This is a genomic window from Janthinobacterium sp. BJB401, assembly GCF_013372745.1.
GTDB lineage: Bacteria > Pseudomonadota > Gammaproteobacteria > Burkholderiales > Burkholderiaceae_D > Janthinobacterium > Janthinobacterium rivuli.
Genome location: NZ_JABXFH010000063.1, coordinates 1 through 26,963, shown reverse-complemented (window position 1 = coordinate 26,963; position 26,963 = coordinate 1). Strand labels below are relative to the sequence as shown.

Annotated in this window: 22 protein-coding genes, 8 tRNA genes and 1 pseudogene; 23 read left to right on the top strand and 8 right to left on the bottom strand. The window is 62.8% G+C overall.

Annotation, left to right across the window (positions count from 1 at the left end):
- Positions 1–46: 46 nt before the first annotated feature.
- Positions 47–454, top strand: a complete 408-nt coding sequence (locus HWE17_RS26160; RefSeq protein ID WP_176390791.1) for a DUF4399 domain-containing protein — start codon at positions 47–49, stop codon at positions 452–454.
- A gap of 138 nt (positions 455–592) precedes the next feature.
- Positions 593–2,269 carry an alkaline phosphatase family protein gene (locus HWE17_RS26155; RefSeq protein WP_255206392.1) on the top strand — a complete coding sequence of 559 codons (1,677 nt, stop codon included), beginning with the start codon at positions 593–595 and terminating at the stop codon, positions 2,267–2,269.
- 139 nt (positions 2,270–2,408) lie between these two features.
- Here HWE17_RS26155 and HWE17_RS26150 read toward each other — a convergent pair whose 3' ends face one another.
- Both HWE17_RS26150 and lysA read right to left on the bottom strand, forming a co-directional pair.
- Complete coding sequence (locus tag HWE17_RS26150; RefSeq protein ID WP_176390790.1) at positions 2,409–3,980, bottom strand: phospholipase D family protein; 1,572 nt, start codon at positions 3,978–3,980, stop codon at positions 2,409–2,411.
- A gap of 62 nt (positions 3,981–4,042) precedes the next feature.
- Positions 4,043–5,281, bottom strand: coding sequence for a diaminopimelate decarboxylase (gene lysA, locus HWE17_RS26145; protein ID WP_176390789.1), 1,239 nt, complete (start codon positions 5,279–5,281; stop codon positions 4,043–4,045).
- Positions 5,282–5,429: 148 nt separating this feature from the next.
- Here lysA and HWE17_RS26140 point away from each other — a divergent pair, with 148 nt between their 5' ends.
- The 17 genes from HWE17_RS26140 to aqpZ all read left to right on the top strand — a co-directional run bounded on the left by HWE17_RS26140 (position 5,430) and on the right by aqpZ (position 15,215).
- Entirely contained in the window at positions 5,430–6,341 is a 912-nt protein-coding gene (locus HWE17_RS26140; RefSeq protein WP_176390788.1) for a LysR family transcriptional regulator, read from the top strand.
- 154 nt (positions 6,342–6,495) lie between these two features.
- Positions 6,496–7,902 carry a glutamate--tRNA ligase gene (gene gltX, locus HWE17_RS26135; protein WP_035826626.1) on the top strand — a complete coding sequence of 469 codons (1,407 nt, stop codon included), beginning with the start codon at positions 6,496–6,498 and terminating at the stop codon, positions 7,900–7,902.
- A gap of 124 nt (positions 7,903–8,026) precedes the next feature.
- Positions 8,027–8,102: transfer RNA gene (locus HWE17_RS26130), tRNA-Ala, on the top strand.
- Between the two features lie 67 nt (positions 8,103–8,169).
- Positions 8,170–8,245: transfer RNA gene (locus HWE17_RS26125), tRNA-Glu, on the top strand.
- A gap of 134 nt (positions 8,246–8,379) precedes the next feature.
- Positions 8,380–8,455 (top strand) — tRNA-Ala (locus HWE17_RS26120).
- Between the two features lie 37 nt (positions 8,456–8,492).
- Positions 8,493–8,568 (top strand) — tRNA-Glu (locus tag HWE17_RS26115).
- Positions 8,569–8,615: 47 nt separating this feature from the next.
- Positions 8,616–8,691 (top strand) — tRNA-Ala (locus HWE17_RS26110).
- A gap of 552 nt (positions 8,692–9,243) precedes the next feature.
- A tRNA-Glu gene (locus HWE17_RS26105) sits at positions 9,244–9,319 on the top strand.
- A gap of 124 nt (positions 9,320–9,443) precedes the next feature.
- Positions 9,444–9,519: transfer RNA gene (locus tag HWE17_RS26100), tRNA-Glu, on the top strand.
- A 56-nt stretch (positions 9,520–9,575) separates the two neighbouring features.
- A tRNA-Glu gene (locus HWE17_RS26095) sits at positions 9,576–9,651 on the top strand.
- 96 nt (positions 9,652–9,747) lie between these two features.
- Positions 9,748–10,917 carry an elongation factor P maturation arginine rhamnosyltransferase EarP gene (gene earP, locus HWE17_RS26090; protein WP_176390787.1) on the top strand — a complete coding sequence of 390 codons (1,170 nt, stop codon included), beginning with the start codon at positions 9,748–9,750 and terminating at the stop codon, positions 10,915–10,917.
- A 135-nt stretch (positions 10,918–11,052) separates the two neighbouring features.
- Positions 11,053–11,628 (top strand): elongation factor P, encoded by a 576-nt coding sequence (locus HWE17_RS26085; RefSeq protein ID WP_034758247.1) that lies wholly within the window; start codon positions 11,053–11,055, stop codon positions 11,626–11,628.
- Between the two features lie 158 nt (positions 11,629–11,786).
- Entirely contained in the window at positions 11,787–12,923 is a 1,137-nt protein-coding gene (locus HWE17_RS26080; RefSeq protein ID WP_051958244.1) for an amidase family protein, read from the top strand.
- Positions 12,924–12,952: 29 nt separating this feature from the next.
- Positions 12,953–13,363, top strand: a complete 411-nt coding sequence (locus HWE17_RS26075) for a hypothetical protein (protein WP_035817293.1) — start codon at positions 12,953–12,955, stop codon at positions 13,361–13,363.
- Between the two features lie 65 nt (positions 13,364–13,428).
- Positions 13,429–13,887: an Ivy family c-type lysozyme inhibitor gene (locus HWE17_RS26070; RefSeq protein WP_176390786.1), complete on the top strand. Its 459-nt coding sequence runs from the start codon at positions 13,429–13,431 to the stop codon at positions 13,885–13,887.
- A complete protein-coding gene (locus HWE17_RS26065; protein WP_176390785.1) occupies positions 13,887–14,297 on the top strand; it encodes a GNAT family N-acetyltransferase in 411 nt (136 codons plus the stop codon). The genes HWE17_RS26070 and HWE17_RS26065 overlap by 1 nt, the downstream gene beginning before the upstream one ends.
- A gap of 228 nt (positions 14,298–14,525) precedes the next feature.
- A complete protein-coding gene (gene aqpZ, locus HWE17_RS26060) occupies positions 14,526–15,215 on the top strand; it encodes an aquaporin Z (protein WP_035817302.1) in 690 nt (229 codons plus the stop codon).
- A gap of 217 nt (positions 15,216–15,432) precedes the next feature.
- On the opposite strand, the gene HWE17_RS26055 is transcribed toward aqpZ, so the two are convergent.
- The gene (locus HWE17_RS26055; protein ID WP_176390784.1) at positions 15,433–16,263 is read right to left on the bottom strand and encodes a helix-turn-helix domain-containing protein; all 831 of its coding nucleotides are present in this window, start codon (positions 16,261–16,263) and stop codon (positions 15,433–15,435) included.
- A 217-nt stretch (positions 16,264–16,480) separates the two neighbouring features.
- Here HWE17_RS26055 and HWE17_RS26050 point away from each other — a divergent pair, with 217 nt between their 5' ends.
- The 4 genes from HWE17_RS26050 (at position 16,481) to HWE17_RS26035 (ending at position 20,399) form a co-directional block, all read left to right on the top strand.
- A complete protein-coding gene (locus tag HWE17_RS26050; RefSeq protein WP_217916895.1) occupies positions 16,481–17,632 on the top strand; it encodes an MFS transporter in 1,152 nt (383 codons plus the stop codon).
- A gap of 237 nt (positions 17,633–17,869) precedes the next feature.
- Entirely contained in the window at positions 17,870–19,252 is a 1,383-nt protein-coding gene (gene cysS / locus HWE17_RS26045) for a cysteine--tRNA ligase (protein ID WP_176390782.1), read from the top strand.
- A 42-nt stretch (positions 19,253–19,294) separates the two neighbouring features.
- Positions 19,295–19,864: a hypothetical protein gene (locus tag HWE17_RS26040; RefSeq protein WP_176390781.1), complete on the top strand. Its 570-nt coding sequence runs from the start codon at positions 19,295–19,297 to the stop codon at positions 19,862–19,864.
- Positions 19,857–20,399 carry a hypothetical protein gene (locus HWE17_RS26035; protein ID WP_176390780.1) on the top strand — a complete coding sequence of 181 codons (543 nt, stop codon included), beginning with the start codon at positions 19,857–19,859 and terminating at the stop codon, positions 20,397–20,399. Before HWE17_RS26040 ends, HWE17_RS26035 begins: the two co-directional genes overlap by 8 nt.
- Here HWE17_RS26035 and dbpA read toward each other — a convergent pair.
- From dbpA to HWE17_RS26010, 5 genes and pseudogenes are all read right to left on the bottom strand, one after another.
- Entirely contained in the window at positions 20,386–21,813 is a 1,428-nt protein-coding gene (gene dbpA / locus HWE17_RS26030; protein WP_035817307.1) for an ATP-dependent RNA helicase DbpA, read from the bottom strand. The genes HWE17_RS26035 and dbpA overlap by 14 nt on opposite strands.
- A 109-nt stretch (positions 21,814–21,922) precedes the next feature.
- Positions 21,923–22,159: a hypothetical protein gene (locus tag HWE17_RS26025; protein WP_176390779.1), complete on the bottom strand. Its 237-nt coding sequence runs from the start codon at positions 22,157–22,159 to the stop codon at positions 21,923–21,925.
- 205 nt (positions 22,160–22,364) lie between these two features.
- A complete protein-coding gene (locus HWE17_RS26020) occupies positions 22,365–24,029 on the bottom strand; it encodes an acid phosphatase (protein ID WP_176390778.1) in 1,665 nt (554 codons plus the stop codon).
- A gap of 116 nt (positions 24,030–24,145) precedes the next feature.
- A complete protein-coding gene (locus HWE17_RS26015) occupies positions 24,146–26,641 on the bottom strand; it encodes a TonB-dependent receptor (protein WP_176390777.1) in 2,496 nt (831 codons plus the stop codon).
- A 101-nt stretch (positions 26,642–26,742) separates the two neighbouring features.
- Positions 26,743–26,963, bottom strand: a pseudogene (locus HWE17_RS26010) (iron dicitrate transport regulator FecR); the annotation flags it as partial.

Sequence of the window (26,963 nt, the reverse complement as noted above, 5' to 3'; positions counted from 1 at the left end):
TATGGTTTCATGCAGTCTGTGTTGTTATCAAACAAGAGGAGACATCATGCAATTGACCACCGTATTCCTGCGCCAGGCCGCAGTCCTGGTCGCCGGCAGCCTGCTGGCCGCCAGCGCGTTTGCGCAATCCGTTTCCTTCGTCGAGCCAGTCGATGGCGCGACGGTGACGAGCCCGTTCAAAGTGAAATTTGCCGTCAAAGGCATGGACGTCAAGCCGGCCGGCGACATGACGGCCAAGACGGGCCACCATCATCTGCTCATCAATATGGGGCCGATGAAGGCGGGCGAGATGATACCCATGGACGAAAAGCATTTGCATTTCGGCAAAGGACAAACGGAAACGGACGTCACCTTGCCGCCGGGCCAGTACACGCTCACCATGCAGTTTGCCAATGGCTTGCACCAGTCGTATGGGCCGGAGTTAAGCAAAAGCATCAAGGTGACGGTCAAGTAAGTCAGGCAGATTGTCTGTTGCGGCAAAGGCCGGGTTCCAGCGATGGAGCCTGGCCTTTTTTATATTGTTGCCTCTTGTCATTATTGTGTCATATAGTCGGCGTATGCTGGCCGGTGGCCTAACTTTTGATGAGCGGATATGACGAAACATTTCTCCCTTTCCCGGCAACTGGCGCAGGCGCTGCTGCTGGTCGCTGGCGTGGCGGCGTGCCAGGCGCATGCGGCCAAGGCAGTTCCCAATGCTGCGACGCAGCCGAAGCTGGTCGTCGTGCTGGTAGTGGACGGCTTGCCGCAGGAACAGGTGACGCGCTACCGCGACCAGTTCGGCCAGGGCGGTTTCCGCCGCCTGCTGGAGCAGGGCGCGTGGTTCAGCGATGCGCACCAGGCGCATGGCATCACGGTCACGGCCATCGGCCATTCGGCCGTGCTGTCGGGCGCCTATCCTTACCAGCATGGCGTGATCGGCAATAACTGGATCGACCCCGTCACGAAAAAATCCGTGTACTGCACCGAGGATGGCAATTTCCACTACATCGGCGAAGCAACACAACCCGACGACGGCACGGCGCCGACGAAACTGCGCGTGAGCACCCTGGGCGACGAGCTGCGCTATTCCACGGGCGACAAGTCCAAGGTCGTCACGGTGTCCGGCAAGGACCGCGGCGCCATCCTGCTGGCCGGGAAAACGGGCACGGCCTATATGTACATGGAAAAGACGGGCAATTTCGCCAGCAGCACCTACTATATGCAGCAGCATCCGCAATGGGTGCAGCGCTACCAGGCCGCCAAGCCGCAGGACCGCTATTACGGCAAGAGCTGGACGCCGCTGCTGGCCGATGCGGCCTATGTCAATGATGCCCGCGATGACATCGTGGCGGCCAAGCCGGGCACGCGCAACACCTTCCCGTTTGCCTATTACAGCGACAGCGGCAAGCTCGATGGCGAGTACTACAGTCGCCTGAAGTCCGGTCCCTTCCTCGATGAACTGACACTGGAATTCGCCCGCGCCGCCATCGATGGCGAGAGCCTGGGCCGCAATCCGGCCGGCGTGCCCGATATCCTCGGCGTGAGCTTGTCCGCGCACGACTACGTGAACCATGCCTACGGCCCGGAAAGCAAGATGTCGCACGACCACCTGCAGCGCCTGGACCGCATGCTGGCCGGTTTCTTTCTTGATCTCGATAAAAAAGTCGGCATGGACAACGTGCTGGTGGTGCTGACGGCCGACCATGGTTTTGCCAACGTGCCGGAATTTGCCGAAACGCGCGGCTTCTCGGCCAAGCGCATCGATGGCGCCAAACTGGTCGATGCCTTGAACCAGCACCTGGCGACAAGCCTGGGCATCGACAAGCTGGTGACGACGTCCTCGCTGCCGAATATCTACCTCGATTACGCGCTGGCGGAAAAGAACGGCATCCATCGCGCCGCGCTGGAAGACACGGCGGCCCGCTTCCTGCTGCTGCAGGACGGCCTGGCCCAAGTCTACACGCGCACGCAGATGGAAACGGGGGCCGTCGCCACGCGCATGGACACCCTGATGCGCCGCGCCTGGAACCGCCAGCTGTCGGGCGACCTGATGCTGGTGACAAAACCGGCCTGGTACTTCGGCAAGGGCAGCGGCGGCACGTCGCACGGCACACCGTACACGTATGACACCAACGTGCCGCTGATGGTCTTCGGCCCCCGCTGGATCAAGCCGGGCGCCTATGGCCAGTACGCGGAAGTGGTCGACATCGCGCCGACCTTGGCCCACCTGCTGCGCATACGCCAGCCGTCGGCGTCGGAGGGGCGGGTGTTGACGGAGGCGGTACGCTAACGATGTTGGCTTGTGGTGTTGTCGGCTTACGCGCTGCGCGCTAAGCCGACCTACATTGGCCTTGTGGTGGGCATAGAGCGTAGGTCGGATTAGCGGGGCAAAGCCCCGCGTAATCCGACGACATCGTTGGCAAAACCGCTTACAGCAGCCAGTCTATCGGCAGCACCGACAAAATCGCCACCCCCATGCGCTTCCACACGCTGGTGCCCGGTTCCGTGTCGTAGCGCGTGGTGGTGCCGCTGGCGTCGCGGGCGATCCAGTACAGCGCACCGTCGTCGCCCAGCATGACCTGGTAAGCGCGTTGCGGGATCGTGGTGCGCATGGCCTGGCCCAGCTGGCTGGCCAGCACGGGGCTGTCGATGACGAGGCCCATTTCCGTATTCAGCTCGATCGAGCGCGGGTCGAAGTTGAACGAGCCGACGAAGATGCGCTGGTCGTCGACGGCAAAGGTCTTCGCATGCAGGCTCGATGCGGAGCTGCCGAAGCGGCCCGGCTGTTCGCGCGCATCGCCCCGTTCCCACGAACGGCGCGACTCGTACAGCAGCACGCCCGCTTCCAGTAGCGGTTTCCTCCACTTCGCATAGCCCGCATGCACGGCCGCCACATCGGTCGCTTCCAATGCATTCGTCAGGATGCGCACGCCCACGCCTTTTCTTGCCAGGTCGGCAAAGGCTTGCGTGCCCGACTTGCCGGGCACGAAATACGGCGACACCAGGTCCACTTCCTTTTCCGGCACACCGAGCAGGTTTTGCAGCTTGTCCGCCACGCCCGTGCCTGGCCTGGCCTGGTCCAGCACCTTGGCCGGGTCGTCGCTGACCATGCGCGTCCTGGCCCATTCGAAGGGCAGGGTGCGTTCCATCATCTGCTTGACGAAGGGCGAGGTGCGCAGCGCCTGCACGTATTCCTCGGCTGCCTTGGTGTCGTCGATGCGGTCCGCCTCGGCGGCGATGGTGGCCGCGTCGCCCTCAACAGGGCTGGTCAGCAGCAGCCTGGCCGGGTAGGCCGAGGCGCTGTTCCAGTAGCGGTCGAAATCGTGCGAGACATCGTCGACGACGGGGCCGATGGCCAGCACGTCCAGGTCGGCGAACAGCACGTCGCCGGCCGCGCCAAAATATTCATCGCCCACATTGCGCCCGCCGACGATGGTGGCCTGGTTATCGGCCGTGAACGATTTATTGTGCATGCGCCGGTTGAGGCGGGAAAAGTCCGTGGCAAAGGCCAGTGCGCGCGGTGAACGGGGCACGAAGGGATTGAACAGGCGGATTTCCAGATTCTGCTGCTTGCCCAGCATCGTCAGGGTCTGGTCCAGCCCCGCCGTGTTGTTATCGTCGAGCAGCAGGCGCACGCGCACGCCCCGTTCGGCCGCCTGGCGCAGGGCGTCAAACAGCAGGGTGCCCGTGATGTCCTTGTGCCAGATGTAGTACTGCACGTCCAGGCTGCGCTGGGCGGCGGCGGCCAGCAGGGCGCGCGCGGCAAAGGCATCGCGTCCGTCCACCAGTGGATAAATGCCGGACACGCCCGGATGCTGCGCCACCATGGGCGCAATGGCCGTGGCCAGCTGGGTGTGCTTTGTGTCGGCAATGACGGTGGAGGGAATGCGGCCTTCCAGCGAGGGCAGTGAAGCGCAGCCGGTGAGGAAGGCGGACAGCAGCAGGGGCAGCAGAGGCAGTAGAAAAACGCCGCTGCGGCGGGCAAGGGTGGTGGCGGGCATGGCGGGCTTTCATCGAGTTGCCCCGATGTTAGCAGATGCGCATGCCCGCACGCGGCGTGGTTTTACAGTTGTTCCAGTGCGATCAGCTCGGCCACCGTCTGGCGGCGGCGGATCAAGCGGGACTGCTCTCCATCGACCAGGTATTCGGCCGCATGCGGACGGCTGTTGTAGTTCGACGACATCGACGCGCCATACGCGCCCGCGCCTTCGAAGACGACGTAGTCGCCCACCTGCGCTGCAGGCAGAAGGCGTGTTTCCACCACGCCGCCATCGCGCTGGGTAAACACGTCGCCCGATTCGCACAGGGGGCCGCCGACCACGGTGGCGTGCTGGGTGTCCAGTGCCCGGCCGTCATGCGCGATGACCGACATCTCATGGTAGCTGCCGTACATGGCGGGGCGCATCAGTTCATTGAAACCCGTATCGAGCAAGGTGAAATGGTTGCCGCCCATTTGCTTGGTGGCGCGCACCTCGGCCACCAGCAGGCCCGCGTCGGCCACGAGGAAGCGGCCCGGTTCGATTTCCAGGTGCACGGGGTGGCCCAGGTGCCCCTCGATCTGCTTGCGCGCCGCATCCCACAGCTGGAAGTAGTGGTCCGTGTCAACGGGCTGCTCGCCTTCGCGGTAAGGCACGGACAGGCCGCCGCCCGTGGAAATGGCTTCGATGTCGTGGCCCATGTTCTTGACCAGGTCGACCATGGTGCCGCAGACGGTTTCCAGGTGGCTGTAGTCGACGCCCGAGCCGATGTGCATGTGCAGGCCGACCAGGTGCAGGCCATGCGCGCGGATGACGGCCAGCGCCTCCGGCAGCTCTTCATGCCAGATACCGTGCTTGCTGTTTTCGCCGCCCGTATTGGTCTTGTTGCTGTGGCCGTGGCCATAGCCGGGATTGATGCGCAGCCAGACGCGGTGGCCGGGCGACACAGGGCCCAGCTGGCGCAGCATGTCGACGGAGCCGCAATTGACTTCGATCTTTGCCGCCGCTACGCGCGCCAGGGTAGGGCGGTCGAACAGGTCGCAGGTGAACACCACGCCGGCGGCGCCGTTCGTTTGCGCCGGCGTAAAGCCTGCCTGCAGCGCGCGTTCGATCTCGCCCAGCGAGACGGCGTCCACGTGCACGCCCGCTTCACGCATCAGGGTGAGCAGATGAATGTTCGAATTGGCCTTTTGCGCGAAGCGCACCGTGTCGAACTGCGCCAGTTGGGCCACACGCGCGCGGATGGTGGCCGCGTCATACACCCACAATGGCGTGCCGTGTTCCTGGGCGAGTTGGGTGAGGGTGGCGTCTGGCACTGGTTTCATGGTGGTTGTCTTTGTCATGTTGTGGGGTGGTGTCGGATTACGTGGGCTTTGCCCGCTAATCCGACCTACGATGCTGGCCATGATGCCGTTTTTTGGGCTAAACATAAAATATCCATTTGCGCTGACCTTATTCATTTATGATATGGACATGACTATCTCCTTGCGCCATATCGAAGTCTTCCGCGCCATCATGACGACGGGCAGCGTGACGGCCGCCGCCGCCATGCTGCGCACGTCGCAGCCCACCGTCAGCCGCGAGCTGGCGCGCCTCGAGCACTTGACGGGCCTCACCCTGTTCGAGCGCGAGCGGGGGCGGTTGCGTCCGACGGCTCAGGCGCTGCAACTGTTTGAGGAAGTGCAGCGCGCGTATTTCGGCCTGGAGCGCATCGTCAGCACGGCGGCAGCCCTGCGCCAGTTCGACCAGGGCCAGCTGTCGATCGCCTGCCTGCCCGTGTTTTCCCAGTCCCTGCTGCCGCAGGCGTGCAAGCGCTTCGTCGCCGATTTTCCCAAGGTGAGCATCAGCATCACGCCGCAGGAGTCGCCGCTGCTGGAAGAGTGGCTGTCGGCGCAGCGCCACGATATCGGCCTGACGGAAGTGGGCAATGCGCCGCCGGGTACCGCGCTCGATACCTTGATGTCCGTCGATGAAGTGTGTGTACTGCCGGACGGCCATGCGCTCGCAAGTAAAACCGTGCTGCAGCCGGCGGACTTCGCGGGCCAGCCTTTCATCAGCCTGGCCGCCGTGGACCCTTACCGCCAGCAGATCGACGCCATCTTCGCGCAGGCCGGCGTGGAGCGGCGCATGGCGCTCGACACACACAGCGCCGCTTCCGTCTGCGCGATGGTGCGCGAAGGCGTGGGGCTGGCCATCGTCAATCCGCTCACGGCCCTCGACTATGCGGGGCAGGGCTTGCAGATCCGCCGCTTTGCCGTGTCATTGCCGTTCACCGTAAATCTCGTGAAACCTTTGCACCGGCCCCTGTCGCAACTGGTCGCCCTGTTCGAGCAGGCGCTGCATGCGCAGGCGGAAGAAGTAAAAAGGCGGCTGCTGGCACTATAAGACAAGCCCCTTGAAGGACCGGGGTCAGACCCTCAGGGGAAATGGGACCCAGTGGGCCCCATTTCGATCACGAAGTGACTGACCCCGGGGTTTGCCTTAGGGCTTTGCTTAGGTAGTAAAATGGCGTTTTACTTATTCAAGCCTGACTACTTCGATGACCACAACCGCTACTCCCGTCCGTACCCGTTTCGCTCCCAGCCCGACCGGCTATCTGCACCTGGGCGGCGCCCGCACCGCTTTATATAGTTGGGCGTATGCCCGCCACTTCGGCGGCACTTTCGTGCTGCGCATCGAAGACACGGACGTGGAGCGTTCCACGCCGGAAGCCGTGCAAGCCATCATCGAAGGCATGAAGTGGCTGGGCCTGGATCACGACGAAGGTCCGTTCTACCAGATGCAGCGCATGGACCGCTACCGCGAAGTGGTGGCGCAGATGCTGGCTGAAGGTACGGCATACCACTGCTACTCGTCGCAGGAAGAAGTCGAAGCGATGCGCGAGCGCATGCGCGCCGCCGGCGAAAAGCCCCGCTACGATGGCACCTGGCGCCCGGAGTCGGGCAAGACCCTGCCGGCCATTCCTGCCGACCGCAAGCCCGTCGTGCGCTTCAAGAATCCGCTCGATGGCGACGTGACGTGGGACGACGTGGTCAAGGGCACGATCACGATTTCGAACCGCGAACTGGACGACCTGGTGATCGCCCGCCCGGACGGCACGCCAACGTATAACTTCTGCGTGGCCGTTGACGACTGGGACATGCAGATCACCCACGTGATCCGCGGCGACGACCATGTCAACAACACCCCGCGCCAGATCAACATCCTGCGCGCCATCGGCGCACCGCTGCCGCTGTACGGCCACCTGCCGATGATTCTGGGTGCGGACGGCGAGAAGCTGTCGAAGCGCCACGGCGCCGTCAGCGTGATGGATTACCCGGCGCAGGGTTTCCTGCCGGAAGCGATGCTGAACTACCTGGCGCGCCTGGGCTGGAGCCATGGCGACGATGAAGTGTTCTCGACCGAGCAGTTCTGCGAGTGGTTCAACCTGAACCACCTGTCGAAATCGGCGGCACAGTTCAACAATGAAAAACTGGCCTGGCTGAACAACCACTATATCAAGCAGGCCGACAACACGCGTCTGGCCAGCCTGGCGCGTCCGCAAATGGTCGCTGCCGGCGCCGTCTTCGAAGGCGCGCCGGACCTGGCGCAAGTGCTGGGCATGATGAAAGAGCGCGCCAACACGGTCAATGAACTGGCGGCCGCCTCGATGCTGTTCTTCCGCGCGCCGCAGCCGGAAGCGGAACTGGCGGCGCAGCACATCACGGACGCCATCAAGCCAGTGCTGGCGCAGTTCGCCGAGCGCATCGCCACGGTGGAGTGGAGCAAGGAAGCCGTCGCCGCCATGATCAAGGAAGTGCTGGCCGCCAACACCATCAAGATGCCGCTGCTGGCCATGCCTTTGCGTTTGATTTTGACGGGCCAGCTGCAGACCCCGGCCATCGACCAGGTGGTGGTGATCTTCGGCCGCGACACCGTGCTGGCGCGCCTGGCAAAGTGGCTGTAATCGCCGCTCTTAAATTCGCGTAAAAATACGGTGCGGAAACCGCCCCTATGAAAAGTTGCTCATAGACGAAAAAGGGTATTTGCAGAGTGAAACTTCTTTGCTATACTCTTGTTTCTGCACCAACGGGGGTATAGCTCAGCTGGGAGAGCGCTTGCATGGCATGCAAGAGGTCAGCGGTTCGATCCCGCTTACCTCCACCAGCAGCAAAATCGCAGTCAGGTTTTGTTAGTCGTTGAAGTGGTGCAGATGTTGTTTGGAAGTTCCGCGGTCCCCATCGTCTAGAGGCCTAGGACATCACCCTTTCACGGTGAGTACAGGGGTTCGAATCCCCTTGGGGACGCCAGGTAGTTGTGGTATAGTAGTGGCAGTTGTTTGTACTGATTGTTGTAAGTTCAGGCCCGTAAAAAACGGAATCTGGATGGAAAGCAAGTAGTGGAACAAAGTCGCCAAGTGCGGCTTTTATTATTTCTGCGCCCGGGGGGTATAGCTCAGCTGGGAGAGCGCTTGCATGGCATGCAAGAGGTCAGCGGTTCGATCCCGCTTACCTCCACCAACAGCGCAGGAGTAAAGTAGCAAACTGTAGTACCGAGGTCCCCATCGTCTAGAGGCCTAGGACATCACCCTTTCACGGTGAGTACAGGGGTTCGAATCCCCTTGGGGACGCCAGTTCAGTCTGGTGTTGTAGTAAAGAAGTAGCAGTGTTTCTGCGCCCGGGGGGTATAGCTCAGCTGGGAGAGCGCTTGCATGGCATGCAAGAGGTCAGCGGTTCGATCCCGCTTACCTCCACCAACAGCGCAGAAACAGGTAGTGAATAAATCAAAGTCGCCTAGAGCGGCTTTTTTTATTTTGGCGAAGTATTTCCGCCATACCCTTGGGGGAATATGGCTAAGCTGTTAGCGCGCTTGCATGGCATGCAAGAGGTCAGCGGTTAGCTCCCGCAAACCTCCGCCAACAGCGCAGAAACAGGTAGTGAATAAATCAAAGTCGCCTCGAGCGGCTTTTTTTTCGTCCGTTTATTAATCGTCATATCCCTCGGCTCAGGGCGTAGGTCGGATTAGCGCAGCGTAATCCGACAACACCGTCGACCTAAATCAACATCGATATTCATGCCGAGTCGCTTATGCGGCTTTTTTTTACGCCTGCTGAAATTGCAATAACGCAGTATTTCCATATCGCACGCGCATCTTCTGCCCCATAGGGAGATCTGTGCAAATAAGATGGAAAATAAAACCCCCGGCAGTTGATTTCGTGAATCGCTTCGTGTTAAACTTCGCGCACGCTTTTTTGAGGGGCTAAGCAAAGCCTTCAACGAAGAGTCCGCTGAGAGTAAAGCCAGCACAGGTCCCCATCGTCTAGAGGCCTAGGACATCACCCTTTCACGGTGAGTACAGGGGTTCGAATCCCCTTGGGGACGCCAGGATTTAGTTGTAAAGTAAAAGAGCAGTGCTGAACGGGCCTGACAAGTCAGGCTTTTTTTGTTTCTGCCATATTGCTGCAGTGCCGGGTCAGGATGCAAAGTAGCGCATTCAGGACAGATTTCTGTCCCCATCGTCTAGAGGCCTAGGACATCACCCTTTCACGGTGAGTACAGGGGTTCGAATCCCCTTGGGGACGCCAGATTCGCGTAGTAATAAGGTCGGGATGCAAAGCAGCGCATCCAGGACAGATTTTCTGTCCCCATCGTCTAGAGGCCTAGGACATCACCCTTTCACGGTGAGTACAGGGGTTCGAATCCCCTTGGGGACGCCAGACCGGCTGAATCAGCCAACAACAAAGCCGCCTGGTAACAGCGCGGCTTTTTTTTTTATGGGCCGCCATGCCAACGTTTTTCTCTTTCCATTGCATATGCCATTACCCACCGATCGCGCAGCATCTCTGGCCATCTTCTGCAAAGTCGTCGACAACTACGGCGATATCGGTATTTGCTGGCGCCTCGCGCGGCAGTTGAGCGGCGAGCATGGCGTCGCCGTCACCCTGTGGGTCGATGATTTACCGAGTTTCCAGCGTATCTGTCCTGAAGTCGACGTGGCGGCCGAAGCGCAGCGCGTCTCGGGCGTCATGATCCGCCACTGGCGCGGCCAGGATGGCGTGTTTGCGCCCGCCGATATCGCCGATATCGTCATCGAGTTTTTTGCCTGCGACATTCCGCCCGGCTATATTGCCGCCATGGCGCAGTGCGCCCCGCAGCCCGTATGGCTGAACCTGGAAGGCTTGACGGCGGAAGAGTGGGTCGAGGGCTGTCATGCGCTGACGTCGCCGCGCCACGGCATGATCAAGCATTTCTTCTTCCCCGGTTTTACCAATAAAACGGGCGGCTTGCTGCGCGAGGCGGCGCTCGATGAAAAAAGGCTGGCATTCCAGGCTGATGCCGGCGTTATGGCGGCATTCCTGGGGCAATTCGGCGTGAGTCCGGCGGAAATGTCTGCCTTGAAGGTATCGCTGTTCTGCTACCCGTCCGCGCCCGTCGCCGAGCTGTTTGGCGTGTGGCAGGCGGGCAGCGAACCCGTGACGTGCCTGGTGCCGGAAGGCGTCGCGTTCGATGCCGTTCAGGCCTTTATCGGCGATGATGCGGCGGTGGCCGGTGCGGCGCGCACGCGCGGCGCGCTCACCGTGCGCGTGCTGCCGTTCGTGCCGCAAGACGATTACGACCGCCTGCTGTGGGCGTGCGACGTCAACCTCGTGCGCGGCGAAGATTCCTTCGTGCGCGCGCAATGGGCCGGCCAGCCGTTTCTCTGGCATATCTATGTGCAGGATGAAAACTTGCATCACGTGAAATTGCGCGCCTTCCTGCAGCGCTATGCGATGGACGCGGACGGCGCCATCGACAGCCTGGTGCAAGCGGCGCTGGTCTGGAACGGCGCCAGCGCGGATGCCTTGCCGTGGGCGCAGCTGTGGCCCGCATTGCAGGCCGATCTGCCGCGCATCCGGGCGCAGGCGCAGGCCTGGCAGCGGCAGATGCAGGCTAATGGCGATCTGGCAAGTAAGCTGCTGGCGTTCGCTGGCGCGACGAGATAGGCGCTTGCCAAAAATTAAGGTAAAATGCCCGGTTATTTCTAACGTATTTTTAACCGATCAAACGCAAGCTTGCGGCGCTGATGGCGCACAGGCGGCAGATGGTCTTCATGCAACCCACTTTTTACGTACATTCCTATGAAACCCGCAAAAGAAATTCGTGTTGGCAATATCATCATGGTCGACAGCAAGCCAATGATCGTGTTGCGTTCTGATGTCAACGGTTCGAGCCGCACGGGCTTCACCTACAAATGGAAGATGAAAAATCTTCTGACGAACACCCCGATGGAAAACGTGTTCCGCGGCGACGACAAGTTCGACGTTGTTGTTCTGGATAAAAAGCCAGTGACGTATTCGTACTTCGCCGACCCGCTGTTCGTGTTCATGGACACCGAGTACAACCAGTACGAAATCGAAGAAGAAAACCTGGGCGAAGCGCTGAACTACCTGAAAGATGGCATGGAATGCGAAGCCATTTTCTACGACGGCAAAGCAATCTCCGTTGAACTGCCTACGACCATCGCCCGTCAGGTGGTGTACTCGGAGCCAGCGGTCAAGGGCAACACCTCGGGCAACGTCCTGAAAGAAGCCAAGATCGAAAACGCCATCGACGCACATCGCCACACTGTGCAAGTGCCGCTGTTCGTGGCACAGGACGACGTCATCGAAATCGACACCCGTACCAACGAATACAAGCGTGTTGTACGCAACTGATTTGCCCCAGTGCCAAATCATCAAGAAACGCTGCCTTCGGGCAGCGTTTTTTTTTGCTTAAAAAATAATTCCCTTCAACAACAATTGTGTTGCAAGGACTGCTATGCTATGGCTAGAACATTATTGCGGTAGAAACATTGAAGTTTCCTGGAGATACCATGCAGCGCAGTCAGATGTTACGCGGTGGCGCGTCGCGTCCCGTATTGGCCCGTGCCACGGCGCCCGCCAGTCCCATGGCTCATCTGCTCGATGCGGGCGTCTTGCCGCAACAGCAGATGATGCAGGCAGGCAAACTCAGTTCGCATGCGCTGACGTCGCAGTACCTGGGGCGCATCCGCTCCCTGTGCAGCATCGGCGCGCGCGCCTATCCCGGCATTGAAATCAATCCCGATGCGCTGAAAATTGCCCTGGAAATGGACCGCGAACGGCAAGTGCACAAGGTGCGCGGTCCCTTGCATGGCATTCCCGTCGTCTTGCGCGACAATATCGCCACGGGCGACCGCATGAAGACGCGCACGCAGTCACCGCTGGCCACGCATGCCGGCTGCGATTCCTTCGTGGCGGCGCGCCTGCGCGCGGCCGGCGCCGTCATCATCGGCAAAAGCAATTTGCGCCAGTGGGCCGCCGTCAGCGTGCCGCATGCCACTGCCAGCTGGGCCGGGCTGACCATCCTGGCCGTCGACAGCGCGGCGGACGGCTCCATCGTCGCGCCTGCTTCAAACTGCGGCCTGGTCGCCATCAAGCCCACGGGCAGGACTGCCGCGGGGCAGGGCGGTGAGCCAGCCACGGCCGGACCGATGGCGCCCAGCGTGCGTGAGGCGGCCTGGCTGCTCGCAGCCTTGAGCGGCGAGCGCCTGGCCGATGGTGTGGTGCTCGATACTGCCGGTTTGCATGGGCGCCGCATCGGCGTGGCGCGCAGCCTGTTCGGCCAGTGTGCCGGGACCGATGCCGTGATCGGGCAGGCGCTGCTGGCGTTGCGCGAACAGGGCGCGCAACTGATCGAGATCCCGGCCGCGCCCGTGCCTGGCGGCATCGAAGCGTTGCTGTGCTCGCATGGGTTCGATGCGCTGGTGGGGCCTACCTGTCATGGCGTGGCGCAGGCGCCGTCGGCCTTGCCGCATATCACGGTGCCGGCCGGCGTGGCCGGCGGCGCGCCGGTCGGTTTGTCCTTCATCGGTCCTGCCCACGGTGACATGCAGCTCATTGCGATGGCGTACGCCTACGAGCAGGCGACCTTGCACCGGCGCACGCCGGCGCTGCCGTCGAGCATTACCCTGGCGCTGCGCCTGCCATGATGATTCTTTTCGTTTTCTTGCGATAAATTATGCTTGCAATCTTGCTGCTGAGCGCGGCCGTGGCCGCCACCCCGACTCCTTTCGACGCCACGCAATTGTCTGGCAGCTGGTCCGACAGCGTGAATACGAATAGTGTCTGCGAAGAAGCGCGGCACTTTACGCGCATGCAGCTGTCTGACGATCATCAGCGGCTGGCGATCTTCAATGACCGGACGTGGAAAAGCAAGCTGGGTGAAACCAACCGCTTTGCCGCGACCGTGGTGGCGGAAACGGAGCATAGCTTGACGTTGCGCTATGACAATGAAACCCGTGTCAATGCCGCTGGCAAGCTGGTGGAATGGCAGTTGATCATCGTCGCGCCCGGCGTGTACCGCTGGCGCGAGACGGGCTGGGCGGAAGGCAAGGTCAACGGGGTCGTCGGCATCCGCTGTTCTCCCTGAGGCCGCTGCGCAAGCATGCCATTCTGCTATGCTGCACCCATTATTGGATGCTTTTAGGAGATTGCATGTCCGCACGTTTGCTCTTACCCCTGTTCCTTGGCGCCGCCGTGACGCTGGCCGCCATGCCGGCGCAAGCGCGTACGCCCAAACTGTCGCTGATCGAGCAGGCGCAAAGCTGCGATGGCGGCCCTGCCTGCCCGTATTTCCCCGACGTCTACAAGTCTGACTACGCCTTTCGCAAGGCCTTCAATATCGGCCTGAAAAAGGCGGGCCTGAAGCGGCAGCGCTGGGTGCCCGATGGCGTGGCCAGTCCGCTCAAGCCCGTCGAGATCGACGGCAAGGCGCGTCTGCTGAGCAGTGTCTGCGAGCCGCACAATTGCGGCCACCGCTATTCTATTTTGTACGATCCGGCCCAGCGCAGCATGACGGGCGTGTACATGGGCAGCGATGCCAAGGGCGAACCGCGCACCGTGTATTTCGGCGAGCCCAGCATCGCTGAGGCCGACTTGCTGTACAAGAACTGATGCACGCGCCACTACACATTTCCAGCGAGCGCGGCGACCTGGACGTGCCCATGATCCACCGCTACCTGAGCGAGCAATCGTACTGGAAGCGCGGCGTGGCGATTGAAACCGTGCGCAAGGGGATCGCCAACGCCCTGTGCTTCGGCGGCTACGTGGACGGCCAGCAAGTGGCGTTCGCCAGGGTCATCACCGACTACACGGATTTTGCCTACCTGCGCGACGTGTTCGTGCTGCCGCCATACCAGGGGCGGGGCTATGGCAAGCAGATGGTGGCCGCCGTGCTCGGCGACGAGCGCTTGCGCGAGGTCGCCTGGATGCTGGGGACCGATGATGCGCATCGCCTGTATGCGGGCTTTGGTTTTGCGCCACTGGAGGCGCCGCACAAATACATGCGCCGCCCCGCGCCATAATGGTTATTAAATTAATAGTTGATTCCAGGATGACCATTAATATTGTTGCATGAGATTAATGTTGCCTTGATAATGACAACATGTCATTATGCGCGCTGTGCTGCGATTGCGTAGCCGTACTTTGCTGGTGTTTTGCCTTGCCATCGCCATGCGGTGAGGGCGAGCTCAATGAGCGGTCTGTCTGGTCGTCCCCTGGTACGTTTTCTCGACTATTTAAAGGAATACATCATGAAACAATATGGCGCCGAATTTCTCGGCACGTTCTGGCTGGTCCTGGGCGGTTGCGGCAGCGCCGTGCTGGCCGCCGCCTTTCCCGGCCTCGGCATCGGCTTTGTCGGCGTGGCGCTGGCGTTTGGCCTGACGGTGCTGACCATGGCTTACGCCATCGGCCACATCTCGGGCTGTCACCTGAATCCCGCCGTCTCGATCGGCTTGTGGGCCGGCGGCCGCTTTCCCGCCAATAAACTTTTGCCGTACATCATCGCGCAAGTGCTGGGCGCCATCGTCGCCGGCGGCGTGCTGTACGTGATCGCCAGCGGCCAGGCCGGCTTCGATGTCAGCAAGGGCTTTGCCTCGAACGGCTTCGGCGCCCATTCGCCGGGCGGCTACTCGATGCTGTCGGCGCTGGTCATTGAAATCGTGCTGACGATGTTCTTCCTGATCGTCATCCTGGGCGCCACCGACAAGCGCGCGCCGGCCGGCTTCGCCCCGCTGCCGATCGGCCTGGCGCTGACGCTGATCCACCTGATCAGCATTCCCGTCACCAATACTTCCGTCAACCCGGCCCGCAGCACGGGCGTGGCCCTGTACGTGGGCGACTGGGCCACCAGCCAGCTGTGGCTGTTCTGGCTGGCACCGATCATCGGCGCCTTGCTGGGCGCGCTGGCCTACCGCCTGATCGCGGGCGAAAAAGAGTAGGCCGGTTTAGACCGCAGGGCGTAAGCCGACAATGCCGGCAACGCAGCTTGTCGGCTTACGCGTGGCCATGCCACGCTAAGCCGACCTACGCGGCTGGCCTACCGCCTGATTGCCGGCGAAAAAGAGTAGGTCGGCTTGGCCCGCAGGGCGTAAGCCGACAATTGACAATTGCCGGCAAACCACTTGACGAAAGCAGCCCACGGGCTGCTTTTTTCGTTTAGTCGGCGGCGCGCCACTCGCTCAGGTAGTGTTGCGGCGTGCGGCCCAGGATGCGGCGGAACATGGCGCTGAAGGCGCTGGGGCTGGCGTAACCCAGCGCATAGGCGATGGCCGCCACGCCTTCGCCCCGGTCCAGGCGGCAGAAGGCCTCGGCCAGGTGGACTTGCTGCAGCCATTGGCGATAATGCAAGCCCGTTTCCTTGGGGAATAAACGGATCAAAGTGCGCGCGCTGGCGCCCGCGTCCTGCGCCCACTCCTCGATGCTGCGCCGGCTGCCGGGCGCTTCCATGATGGCAGAGCAGACGGCAACCAGGCGCCGGTCGCGCGGCCAGGGGATGGCGAGGGGTACGGTATCGGCCGCCGCCAGTTCCGACAGGATCAGGTGCGCCAGCCAGTCGCCGCGCCCCGCCAGCGCATATTCGACCGGTTCGGCCAGCAGGGCCAGGATCAGCTCGCGCAACAGCCGGCTCACTTCCAGCACCTTGCAATCGTCGCCATACGGGGCCGCCACTTGCGCATCGATGTACACGGTGCGCATGCTCAGTTCGCTCAAGATGTGGACTTCATGCACGACGCCCACGGGGATCAGCAGGGCGCGCCGCGGCGGCAAGATCCACACGCCGTGCTCGGTGGACACGCGCATCACGCCTTCCGTCGCATACAGCAGCTGCGCCCGCACGTGGCTGTGCGGCGCCGTGTAGTCGCCGGCCGCATATTGCCTGGACATGGCCGTCACGGGGCGCGGCACGTGCTGGTAATCGTGCGAGCTGGTGCTGCGGCTGAACGGCACGCCGTCGGGATGGGTCTGGACGAGTGGTTGGGTGTACATGCTGGTCGTTGGCTTGTCACCTAGTTGTCACTTGGGCGACGATTATTGGAAGTTATCAGTTCAGTGACCATACTATACTGGCTTCTTTGCCGGGCCGCCCGCCGTGCCCGATTATTGCGGATGACACATGCACACAACCACAACTGCCCCAGCATTGGCCAAGTCCGTGCCGGCGGCTCCTTCGCTTCATAGTTCCCAACAACAATCCGGTCTGGCCATGCACATCCTGGGCGCCGTCGCCTTCGTGCATTTGCTCAATGACTTGATCCAGGCATTATTGCCGTCGATTTATCCGATGCTGAAAGCCGAGTTTTCACTCAGTTTTACCCAGGTCGGCCTCATTACCCTGACGTTTCAGTGCACGGCATCGCTGTTGCAGCCCTGGATCGGCTTGTACACGGACCGCCGTCCGCTGCCATTCCTGTTGCCCGTCGGCATGTGCTTTACCCTGGCCGGCGTGCTGATGCTGTCCGTCGTGTCGACCTTTCCGACCCTGCTGCTCGCCGCTGGCCTGATCGGCGTCGGTTCGTCGACCTTTCACCCGGAAGCGTCGCGCGTGGCGCGCATGGCTTCGGGCGGACGCTATGGCTTTGCCCAGTCGCTGTTCCAGGTGGGCGGCAACGTCGGTTCCGCGCTGGGACCGCTTCTGGCGGCCGCCGTCATCGTCAACCGTGGCCATGGCAATGTCGCCTGGTTCAGCTTGCTGGCCGTGCTGGCCATCGGCGTGCTGTACAAGGTCAGCCACTGGTACAGCGGCCACCTGGCCAGCTTCAAGCCGAAGACGGGCGGCCTTGGACCGAACTTGTCGCGCAACAAGGTGATTGGCGCGCTGGGCGTGCTGGCCCTGCTGGTGTTTTCGAAGTACATCTACATGGCCAGCCTGTCGAGTTACTACACGTTTTACCTCATCGACAAGTTTCACCTGTCGCTCAGCGATGCCCAGCTGTATTTGTTCCTGTTCCTCGCCGCCGTGGCGGCCGGCACCTTCATGGGCGGCCCCATCGGCGACCGCATCGGCCGCAAGCGCGTGATCTGGATTTCCATCCTGGGCGCGGCGCCATTTACCCTGCTGCTGCCCTACGTCGACCTGTTCTGGACGGCCGTGCTGACGGTGATCATCGGCTTCGTGATTTCGTCCGCCTTTTCCGCCATCGTCGTCTTCGCGCAGGAACTGGTGCCGGGCAAGGTGGGCATGATCGCGGGGATTTTCTTTGGCCTGATGTTCGGCGTGTCCGGCATCGCGGCCGCCGCCATGGGCCACCTGGCCGACGTGGCAGGCATCGCCTATGTGTATAAAATCTGCTCCTACCTGCCGCTGCTGGGCATGTTGACGGTGCTGCTGCCGCATATCGAGCAGGCGAAAAAGTAGGCCCGCGTCGCGGGAGGGCTTGACGGCCCGCCCGCGCGCATGCGATATTGTCTCCATGATCTCTTCCATCCTCCATCCAGTCCCTGCATACCGCGCCGCCGCTGCGCTGTGTCCGTGTACCTGGCTTCGCGAGGATGCGGCCCGGCGCCGTTAAACTTTTACTCCTCATTCCGATGGCCACAGTGTTGAAAAACCTGTGGCCATTTTCTTTTTCCGCAACGCACATGAAAGTCCCGCATGACACTTCATTTGTACGACACGTATAGCCGCAGCCTGCGGCCCTTCGAGACCATCGCCCCGGGCCAGGCGGGCCTGTACGCCTGCGGTCCCACCGTCTACGATTACGCGCACATCGGCAACCTGCGCACCTATCTGTTCGTCGACGGCTTGCGCCGCGCGCTCGAATGCAACGGCTTGCAAGTGCGCCACGTGATGAACATCACGGACGTCGGCCATCTGACGTCGGATGCCGACAGCGGCGACGACAAGATCGAGGCGCGCAGCGCCCGCAGCGGCAAGTCAGCCTGGGATATCGCCGCTGAATTCACGCGCGCGTTCGAGGATGACCTGCACGCGCTGAATATCCTGCCGCCCACCGTCTGGTGCCGCGCCACCGACCACATCGCCGAGCAGATTGCCTTCATCCTCGACCTGGAAGCGAAGGGCTACACTTACCGCACGGACGACGGCATCTATTTCGACACGACGCGCCAGGACAATTATGGAAAACTGGCACGCCTGAACCGCGACGGCCTGCAGGCGGGCAAGCGCGTGGACCTGGGAGAAAAGCGCGACATCTGCGACTTCGCGCTGTGGAAGTTCAGCGGCGTGCCGGGACGGCGGCAGATGGAATGGGACAGTCCGTGGGGCCTGGGTTTCCCGGGCTGGCATATCGAATGCTCGGCCATGGCGGAAAAGCACCTGGGGACGTACTTCGACATCCATTGCGGCGGCGAAGACCACGTGGCCGTCCACCACAGCAACGAGATCGCGCAAACGGAAGCGCGCCACGGCACGCGCCTGGCCAACTTCTGGCTGCACGGCGCCTTCCTGAAAACACAGGATGCGAAGATGTCGAAATCGTCGGGCGAATTTTTGCGTTTGCAAAGCCTGGTGGAGCAGGGCGTCGATCCGCTGGCCTACCGCTACCTGTGCCTGGGCGCCCACTACCGCAGCAGCCTCAATTTCACGGACGAAGCCCTGCGCGCCGCCGCCAGCGGTTTGGCGCGCCTGCGCGTCAGCGTGCATGGCCTTGGCGAAGCGCAAGGGGAGGCCGATCCCGATCCTGCATGGCTGGCGCGCTTTGCGGCGCAGATCAACGATGACCTGAACTTTCCGCGCGCGCTGGCCGTGGCCTGGGAGCTGCTGAGAAGCGAGCTGCCGGATGCCGTCAAACAGGCCACGATGGCCCGCTTCGATGCGGCCCTGGGGCTCGATCTGCTGGCCTGGCAGCCGGCGCAGGTAGAGGTGCCGCAGCCGGTGCAGGCGTGGATGGCGGAACGGGCCATCGCCCGCGCGCAGCGCCAGTGGGCCGAGGCGGACCGCTTGCGCGCACTGGCGCGTGCGGCCGGCTATGACATCGACGATACGCCGCAGGGGCAACAGGCGCGGCCTTTGTGAAGATGTCCGGCATAATGGCCGCCTGACGAAACTGGAGATGCCGTGAATCGTGGTTTGCTGCTACTGAGTTGTTGCCTGGTCTTTTCTGCCGCGCAGGCGGCCAGCGAATGTCCTGGCTTTCCCGCGCTGGCCACGTCGGGCGAGGCGCTGCTGGCGCAAGTGCGCGCGTTGCCGCCCGTCGGCATCGACCGCGAACGGCAGGCGTGCGCGCCGGCGACCGTCATCGATTTCGCCTACAGCGGCGGGGTGCTCTGTCGTTTTGGCAGTGAAGTGGATGCGGCGACATCCGCCGTCACGCGCCTGGCCGACGGCGGTGAACTGGTCGAGTACCTGTACCTGTTCCCGTATGCGCCAGCCACGCATGCGCGTTTGCTGGCGCTGCTGGCCGCGCGTTTTACGCCCGTCGACAAGGCGGCCTGGCCCGGCTTCCTGCAAGCCGCCAGGCCCGGCAAGGAAACCACGGCCCTGTTCACGCATGGCGGCTTTTATATCTCGCTGGGCAAGCCCACCGAAGGCGATCCTGCCGCATGGTATTCGAATGTGATCTTTGAAAAGGTCGACATGCCTGCGCTGGGCGTGCGCAAGGTGTGCAAGGAAGATCGCGATGGCTGAAGCGGATGCCTTTCCGGCCGCATTGGCCGGCACGGTGGCGCAGCTGCTGCCCGTGTTGGGGAGTAATCACGCGCACCCGCCATTTGCCGTGCGCCAGGATGGCGAGACTTTGCTGATTCCGACGCGCACGTATTACGACAGCGAGCGCTTGCTGGCCTGCACGCGGCTGCCCGGCGACGCGGGCGTGCTCGCCCTGTGCCTGGGCGCGCGCCACCACGACGGCCATGTGCGCGAAGCGTGTGCAAGGCAGTTGCTGTTGCAGGAGCGGGCGTGGACGGTGCCCTTCGTCGTGCACCTGTGCGGCGAATACGTGCTGGAGATTGTCGAGGTGATAGGCGCGGCTCTGCCGGCCTGGAATGCGCAGGCGCTGGCACGCTACCTGCGGGAGAATCCCGCCTATGTGGACACGCTGGAGCGGCGCAGCATCAGCTACTGGAACTGCTACTACCGCCGGCAGTATCCCGTGCGGGAAGACTATCCGGGACGCAGGGCCATGGCGGCCCTGCGTGCCTTGCAGGCGCTTACGCCTCGATAAAGCGCATCTTGAAGCTGCGGCCCTTGATGTTGCCGAAGTCGCGCCCCAGGGTATTGCCCGCGTTGAGGCGCTTGAAGGCTGCTTCGGCCACCTTGCGGTCCAGCGCCACGTAGGTCATGAACTCGAACACGTTGATCTTGCCCACTTGTTCCTTGGTCAGACCGGCATCGCCCGTCAGCGCGCCCAGCAAGTCGCCCGGGCGCAGCTTGTCCTTCTTGCCGCCCATGATGCACAGGGTGACCATCGGCGCCGGCAGCGCCTCCATGCCGTCATCTTCCGCCAGTTCCTTCAGGTCGTGCCATTCGGCGGCGCTGTTCTGGTATTGCTCGATCAGCTTGACCCATTTTTTCTCATTCGGCGCGCACAGCGACAGGGCCAGGCCCTTCTTGCTGCCGCGGCCCGTGCGGCCGATGCGGTGGATGTGCACTTCCGTGTCCTTCGACACGTCGACGTTGATCACGGCGCCCAGGTCGGAAATATCGAGGCCGCGCGCGGCCACGTCGGTGGCCACCAGCACGGAGCAGCTGCGGTTGGCGAACAGCACGAGGATTTCATCGCGCTCGCGCTGTTCCAGCTCGCCGTACAGGGCCAGCGCGGAAAAGCCTTGCTGGCGCAGCTCGTCGGCCAGTTCGCGGCAATGCACCTTGGTGTTGCAGAAGGCCAGGGTCGATTCCGGCTTGAAGTGTTTCAACAGCTTGCCGACGGCGCCATTGCGCTCGTCGAAGCCGATTTCATAGAAGCGCTGTTCGATCTTGTCGTTGTCGTGCTGCGCCTCGACCGTCACTTCCAGCGGATTGACGAGGAACGACGCCGTGGCGCGGCGGATGTCTTCCGGATACGTGGCCGAGAACAGCAAGGTCTGGCGGCGTGCCGGGCAGGCGCTGACGATGCCGGCGATTTCCTCGTAAAAGCCCATGTCCGTCATGCGGTCCGCTTCATCGAGCACCAGGGTTTGCACGTGATTCAGGTTGATGGTGCCGCGGCCCAGGTGGTCGCGCAAACGGCCCGGCGTGCCGACGACGATGTGGGCGCCGTGTTCCAGCGAAGCGATTTGCGGACGCATCGGCGCGCCGCCCGTCAGGGTCAGGATCTTGATGTTGCCGGCCGCGCGGGCCAGGCGGCGCAGCTCATTGGCCACCTGGTCGGCCAGTTCGCGCGTGGGGCACAGCACCAGGCCCTGCACGGCGAACCAGGCCGGATTGAGCTTGTGCAGGATGCCGATGCCGAAGGCGGCCGTCTTGCCGCTGCCCGTTTTCGCCTGGGCGATCAGGTCGCGGCCATCGAGCACCGCCGGCAGGCTTTGCGCCTGGATGGTGGTCATCTCGTGGTAGCCGAGCGAGTCCAGATTGGCCAAAAAGGCGGGCGTCAGCGGCAGGCTGGAAAAAGAAGTGGTAGTGGCAGTGGTGGTGTTCATAAGGGCGGAGCCGGTAAAAAGCGGGTGGATGGGCACAGTCTACAGGCGTTCTACGCCCTTGTGCGGATGGTGATGAAGCCGGCGGCAAACGGCCGCCCGCGTTGGGAAATCAGGTATCGGGAGCCCAGATGGGCAAACCGGTGAGATCGAGTCCGGCGTCGCGCGTCCAGACGGGCAAGCCCGTGGCGTCGGTCGGCTCCAGCAATTCGAGCTGCACCTGCTTCAAAGCCACCTTGCGCGCGCGCGTGCGGCGCTGCGGCTCCGGCGCCGGCTCTTGGGCCTCGTGCGCTGGCGGCGGGCCGAAGCCGGGCAAGTCGATGGTGGCGTTGTCTTTTTTATCTCTCATTTGCTAACCTCTGTCCCTGGCCTGCGAAAACCAGGGGGCGGGCAAGGTGCTGCCCGCCTATGTCTATACGCTTTAACTTCATCCACAAAACAAAAGCCCGGCTACTGGAGTCGGGCTCATTGTTGGGACAACCTGCAGGAAAACTTGTCCTGCGGATTTAAGTGCGGCACGCAGTGTATCACAGGCGTGCCGCATTGTGGGTGGCTTAGCGGAAGCTGAGGGCGCCCGTCAGGTCGCCCGGCGGCAGCGCGCCGCGTGACGCAAAGGCGTCATTGCGCACTTTCAGGCCTTCGAGCAGCGGCAGGTCGTGCAGGCGCGTGATCAGGCGCAGGATCGACGTCGTGTCATAAAAACTGTGGTCGACGGCGCCTTTCTTCGCGTACGGCGAGACGACGATGGCGGGAATGCGCGTGCCCGGACCCCAGCGGTCGCCTTTTGGCGGCGCCACGTGATCCCACCAGCCGCCGTTTTCATCGAACGTGATCACCACGATCATGTCTTTCCACTGCGGCGATTCCTTCAGATGCTGGATGACGTTGGCCACGTGCTGGTCGCCCGATTCGATATCCGAGTACCCGGCGTGCAGGTTCAGATTACCCTGCGGCTTGTAGAAGGTCACGGCCGGCAGCTTGCCCGCCACGGCGGCGGCGAGGAATTTGTTCGAGATGGGACTGTCGCCCGTGCCGCCGTCGCGCAGGTGCTCGGCGCGCGCCGCGGTGCCGGGGGCGAACTGCTTGAAATAGTTCAGCGGCTGGTGGTGGAACTGGAAGTTCGGCTTGCTGCCGCCGCCCTTGTGGTCGAGCGCCGCTTGCCAGCCGCCGCCATACCACGCCCAGCTGACGCCCTTGCGCGACAGCAGGTCGCCGATGGTGTCGTAGGTTTGCGGCGGCAGGGTATTCGCGTCAGCTGGATCAGCATGCAGCGGGTCACCGTCAAAGGCGGGGCGGATGTAGCTCGGCTGGTATGGCGGCGCCATGGTGTTGACTGCATAGCCATCCGGCGTGAGGGCGCCGTCATTGACGTATTTCGGCTTGCCGTCCAGCGCGGAGGCGGGGCAGTCGGGCGAGATCGCCAGGCGCACGCCTTGCGGGCCGTCGGACAGCACGGCGATCTTTTTCTTTGCCGCCGTATCAAGCGCATTGAAATATTCGTTGGCGCGGCCCGTGACGAGGAACTGGTGGTTCATGTAGGAGCCGCCAAAGGCCGCCATGAAGAAGTTGTCGCACAGCGTGTACTGCTCGGCGATCTGCCACAGGTTCAGGTTTTTCGACGTTTCGCCGTAGTGGCCCATCACCAGGCCGCCGCTGTCGGCCCACGCGGCAAAGCCGTCGTTCTTGCCGCCGTTGATCTGCATCTGGTTGTTATAGAAGCGGTGCACGAGGTCGCGCGTGATGATGCTCTCGGGCAGGGGCTTGCCGGCCGCGTCGCTCAATTTGTAGGGCGCGTTGGGCAGGCCGGAAATCTGGTCTTCCTTGATCAGGTAATCGGTGCCGCCGATATTTTGCTGGTTCGGCACGAGGCCGCCCCAGATCTTCGGCAGGGTGGCCAGCGGCTTGCCGTCGCGGTCCAGCTGCTGCGCCTGCTCAGCCGTGACGGCGGACAGGGGCGCGCTGGTGCCGGGGAAGTTGGCGAACAGGTTGTTGAAGCTGCGGTTTTCCAGGTAGATCACGACCACGTTCTTGACGTGCGCCTTGAGTTTCGCGTCGAGCGAACCCTTGGCGATGGTCTTTTTTGCTGGCGCGGCGTCGGCCAGCGCTGGCAGGCTGGCGGCCAGGCCGACTGCGGAAGCGGCCTGGAAAATGCGCCGGCGCGAGGGATTGGCGGGTTGGTCGGCCGGATCGGCTGGCAGGGCGGGGGCGAGGTCCTTCACACATTCTCCTTGGGTGTCTCTATGGGCACGGGCGTTGACGGCAATGGCCGGCAACGCCCGTGAAGCGGGAAAATTGTATCACCGGCCCTGCGCCAATGTGAAATATTCAGCCCGGCCTAGAATTGATAGCGCACGCTCAACGCCACCTTGCGCGCCGGGCCATACATGCCCGAGTACCACCAGTCCGAGATCGAGGCCGTGTACTGCTTGTCGAACAGGTTGGACACGTTGACGGTGGCCGACAGCTTGTCGTTGACGTCGTAGCGCGCCATCAGGCTGGCCACCGAGTAGGCCTTCTGTTCCCAGTGCAGGGTACTCTTGATCTGCCATGCGTCGATGTCGGAATACACGCGGCTCTGCCAGTTCATGCCGCCGCCCACCGTCAGGCGATGCAGCTCGCCGGGCAGGCGGTAAGTGGTCCACAGTTTCACCAGGTGGCGCGGGAAGGTGCCCAGGATAGCCTTGCCTTCATTGTTTTCCGTCTGGCTGTACGACCACGAGGCCGAGATGTTCCAGTCCGGCGTCAGGGCGCCCGTCGCTTCCAGGTCCACGCCCTGGGTTTTGGCGCCCTTGATGGCGCGGCTGGCGAAATTTTGGGTGCCAGGCACGTAGTAGCCTGGATCCGACTCGGCCAGGTTGTTCTGGCGGATCTGGTACAGCGCGGCGGCCGTGTTCAGGCGCCCATCGAGCCAGCCGCTCTTGACGCCCGCTTCCAGGGTCTTGCCTTCGCGCGGCGCCAGCAGCTGGCCATAGCGGTCCTGCGATGCTTGCGGCTGATGGATGGTGGAGTAGCTGGCGTAGGCGCTGTGCGTGCCGTCGATATCGAACACCAGGCCGCCATACGGCGTGACGACGCGGCTTTCCGAGGCTGGCGCCGCGTTGTAATAGGACTCGGCAGGCGTGTTCGAGATGTAATTTTCGTCGTAGCGCAGCACTTTTGCCCCGGCGATCAATTTCAGGCGCTCGGAGAGGTGGAGGCGCGTGGCGGCATACACGCTGGCCTGGCGGCGCGTGCTGTCGTTGGTGCCATAGGTGCCGCCAAACACGGGCGTCGCCGTGCGATTCCAGCGGTACAGGTTGGCGGGCGTGCGCTCGATGCTTTTGTCGAAACGGGCATCCGTCGTGCTTTGAAATTCGCTGTAATCCATGCCCAGCACCAGTTCGTGCTGGCGGCCGAATGCGCTGAACGGTCCGCGCACATTGACATCCACGCTGTTGATCTGGAGCTGGTAGTCGCGGTAGTCGGCGTTCAAGCGCAGGCCATCGCCCGTGGCCTGGTCGGGCAAGCCGCCACTGACGCTCAGGTAGACGGCGCGCTCTTCCTGCGACGACTGCACGCGGTTGGCCGATATTTTCAGCTTCCAGTCGTTGGCCAGCGCGTGTTCCACAGTGGCGAAGAGGTCGGTCGAATTGGTGTCGAAGCGGTTCGATTTGGCCGCCGGGCTGAAGGAGCGCGGCAGGTCCGTCATGGTGCCGTTGCTGTAGAACAGGGGAAAGCCCAGGTAGGACAACGATCCATTCGTGCGCTTGCGCTGGTGCGTGACGCCGGCCGTCAGCTTCGTGTCGGCGGACAGGTCCGCCTCGACCACGCCGTAGACCACTTTCTTGGCGCGGTTGTAGCCGTCGACGATGCTGTCGCCTTCCTCGTACACCGTCACCAGGCGGCCGCGCACGGTGCCTGCCTCGTTCAGCGGACCCGCGATGTCGGCCATGGCGCGCCGCTCATCGTGGGAACCCAGCTCGCCTTCGATGGACGCCTGGAACTGCGCCGTCGGCTTCTTGCGCACCATGTTGATGGCACCCGAGGCATCGCCCGCGCCCGTCATCAGACCCGAGGCGCCGCGCAGCACTTCGATGCGGTCGTACAGCGCCATGTCGGCCAGGCTTTGCGACGGTATCGCATTGAGGCCCATGGTTTCCGAGTGCGTGCTGACGCCATCGAGCTGGTAATTGCTGATCGAATAGCCGCGCGAGGTAAAGCCCGTGCGTTCGCTGCCCAGCGAATACAGCGTGATGCCCGGCGTTTGCGCCATCACTTGCACGATCGTGCTCAAGCCCTGATCCTGCATGCGCTGCTGCGTGATGACGCTGACCGATTGCGGCGTTTCCTTCACGGACAGGCCCAGCGGCGTGGCCGTGGCGATCGGCAGGGTCGAGACATACGCGCCCGAGCCTTCCGTCGCATCCTGCTGCGCCTTGACCGACACTTCCGGCATCATCGACAGCGCTTCGCCACCCGCCGCCGCATCGGCCGGACGCAGGACAAAGCTGCCGTTGGCGCTGCGCTCGGCCTTCAGGCCCGTGCCGCGCAGCACGCCGTTCAGGGCGGCCAGCACGTCGTGGCGGCCGCTCAAGCCGGCCGACGTCTTGCCGCGCGTCTGTTCCGGCGTGAAGCTGAGAATGACCCGCGACTGGCTGGCGACCTGGCGCAGCGCCGCTGCCAGGTCGCCGGCCGGCACCTGGAAATCCTGACTGGTGGCTGGCGCTGTGGCGCTTTCCTGCGCCAGGGCTGGCGCCTGGGCGTTCAGCAGCAGGGCCGAACCGATGCAGACGAGTTGAATGGCATGCGCCATGCGCTTGATGCGCGGCTGGGAATGAATGGCAAGAGACATGGTTACCTTGTGGTGTAGTCGTCAAAAAGAACGTTGCCTACACAGGTCACGCGAGAAACGAAAGCGGGTACTTTTTTTTGCGCCGGCGTCAAAATATATTTTCAGCGCGGCTGGCGCGCTTCCACCTGCACCCAGTAGCGCGTGCGCAGGCGCACCTCCACCGGCAACGAATCGGGCAGCGACAGCAGCACGGCGTCCAGGTCGGCCAGCGGGAAGACGCCGGAGATGCGCAGGCCGGCGACGGCGTCGTCGCAGCCCAGCAAGCCGTGGCGGTAGCGGCTCAGTTCATGCAGGAAGTCGCGCAGCGGCATGGCGTCGGCCA

Coding starts and splice junctions, on each gene's coding strand:
- HWE17_RS26155 (WP_255206392.1), top strand. CDS start 593: ATGACGAAACATTTCTCCCTTTCCCGGCAACTGGCGCAGGCGCTGCTG.
- HWE17_RS26050 (WP_217916895.1), top strand. CDS start 16,481: ATGCACATCCTGGGCGCCGTCGCCTTCGTGCATTTGCTCAATGACTTG.
- HWE17_RS26080 (WP_051958244.1), top strand. CDS start 11,787: ATGCAGCGCAGTCAGATGTTACGCGGTGGCGCGTCGCGTCCCGTATTG.
- HWE17_RS26140 (WP_176390788.1), top strand. CDS start 5,430: ATGACTATCTCCTTGCGCCATATCGAAGTCTTCCGCGCCATCATGACG.
- HWE17_RS26025 (WP_176390779.1), bottom strand. CDS start 22,159: ATGAGAGATAAAAAAGACAACGCCACCATCGACTTGCCCGGCTTCGGC.
- cysS (WP_176390782.1), top strand. CDS start 17,870: ATGACACTTCATTTGTACGACACGTATAGCCGCAGCCTGCGGCCCTTC.
- HWE17_RS26015 (WP_176390777.1), bottom strand. CDS start 26,641: ATGTCTCTTGCCATTCATTCCCAGCCGCGCATCAAGCGCATGGCGCAT.
- dbpA (WP_035817307.1), bottom strand. CDS start 21,813: ATGAACACCACCACTGCCACTACCACTTCTTTTTCCAGCCTGCCGCTG.
- earP (WP_176390787.1), top strand. CDS start 9,748: ATGCCATTACCCACCGATCGCGCAGCATCTCTGGCCATCTTCTGCAAA.
- HWE17_RS26055 (WP_176390784.1), bottom strand. CDS start 16,263: ATGTACACCCAACCACTCGTCCAGACCCATCCCGACGGCGTGCCGTTC.
- gltX (WP_035826626.1), top strand. CDS start 6,496: ATGACCACAACCGCTACTCCCGTCCGTACCCGTTTCGCTCCCAGCCCG.
- lysA (WP_176390789.1), bottom strand. CDS start 5,281: ATGAAACCAGTGCCAGACGCCACCCTCACCCAACTCGCCCAGGAACAC.
- HWE17_RS26075 (WP_035817293.1), top strand. CDS start 12,953: ATGCTTGCAATCTTGCTGCTGAGCGCGGCCGTGGCCGCCACCCCGACT.
- HWE17_RS26065 (WP_176390785.1), top strand. CDS start 13,887: ATGCACGCGCCACTACACATTTCCAGCGAGCGCGGCGACCTGGACGTG.
- HWE17_RS26035 (WP_176390780.1), top strand. CDS start 19,857: ATGGCTGAAGCGGATGCCTTTCCGGCCGCATTGGCCGGCACGGTGGCG.
- HWE17_RS26150 (WP_176390790.1), bottom strand. CDS start 3,980: ATGCCCGCCACCACCCTTGCCCGCCGCAGCGGCGTTTTTCTACTGCCT.
- HWE17_RS26160 (WP_176390791.1), top strand. CDS start 47: ATGCAATTGACCACCGTATTCCTGCGCCAGGCCGCAGTCCTGGTCGCC.
- HWE17_RS26085 (WP_034758247.1), top strand. CDS start 11,053: ATGAAACCCGCAAAAGAAATTCGTGTTGGCAATATCATCATGGTCGAC.
- HWE17_RS26070 (WP_176390786.1), top strand. CDS start 13,429: ATGTCCGCACGTTTGCTCTTACCCCTGTTCCTTGGCGCCGCCGTGACG.
- aqpZ (WP_035817302.1), top strand. CDS start 14,526: ATGAAACAATATGGCGCCGAATTTCTCGGCACGTTCTGGCTGGTCCTG.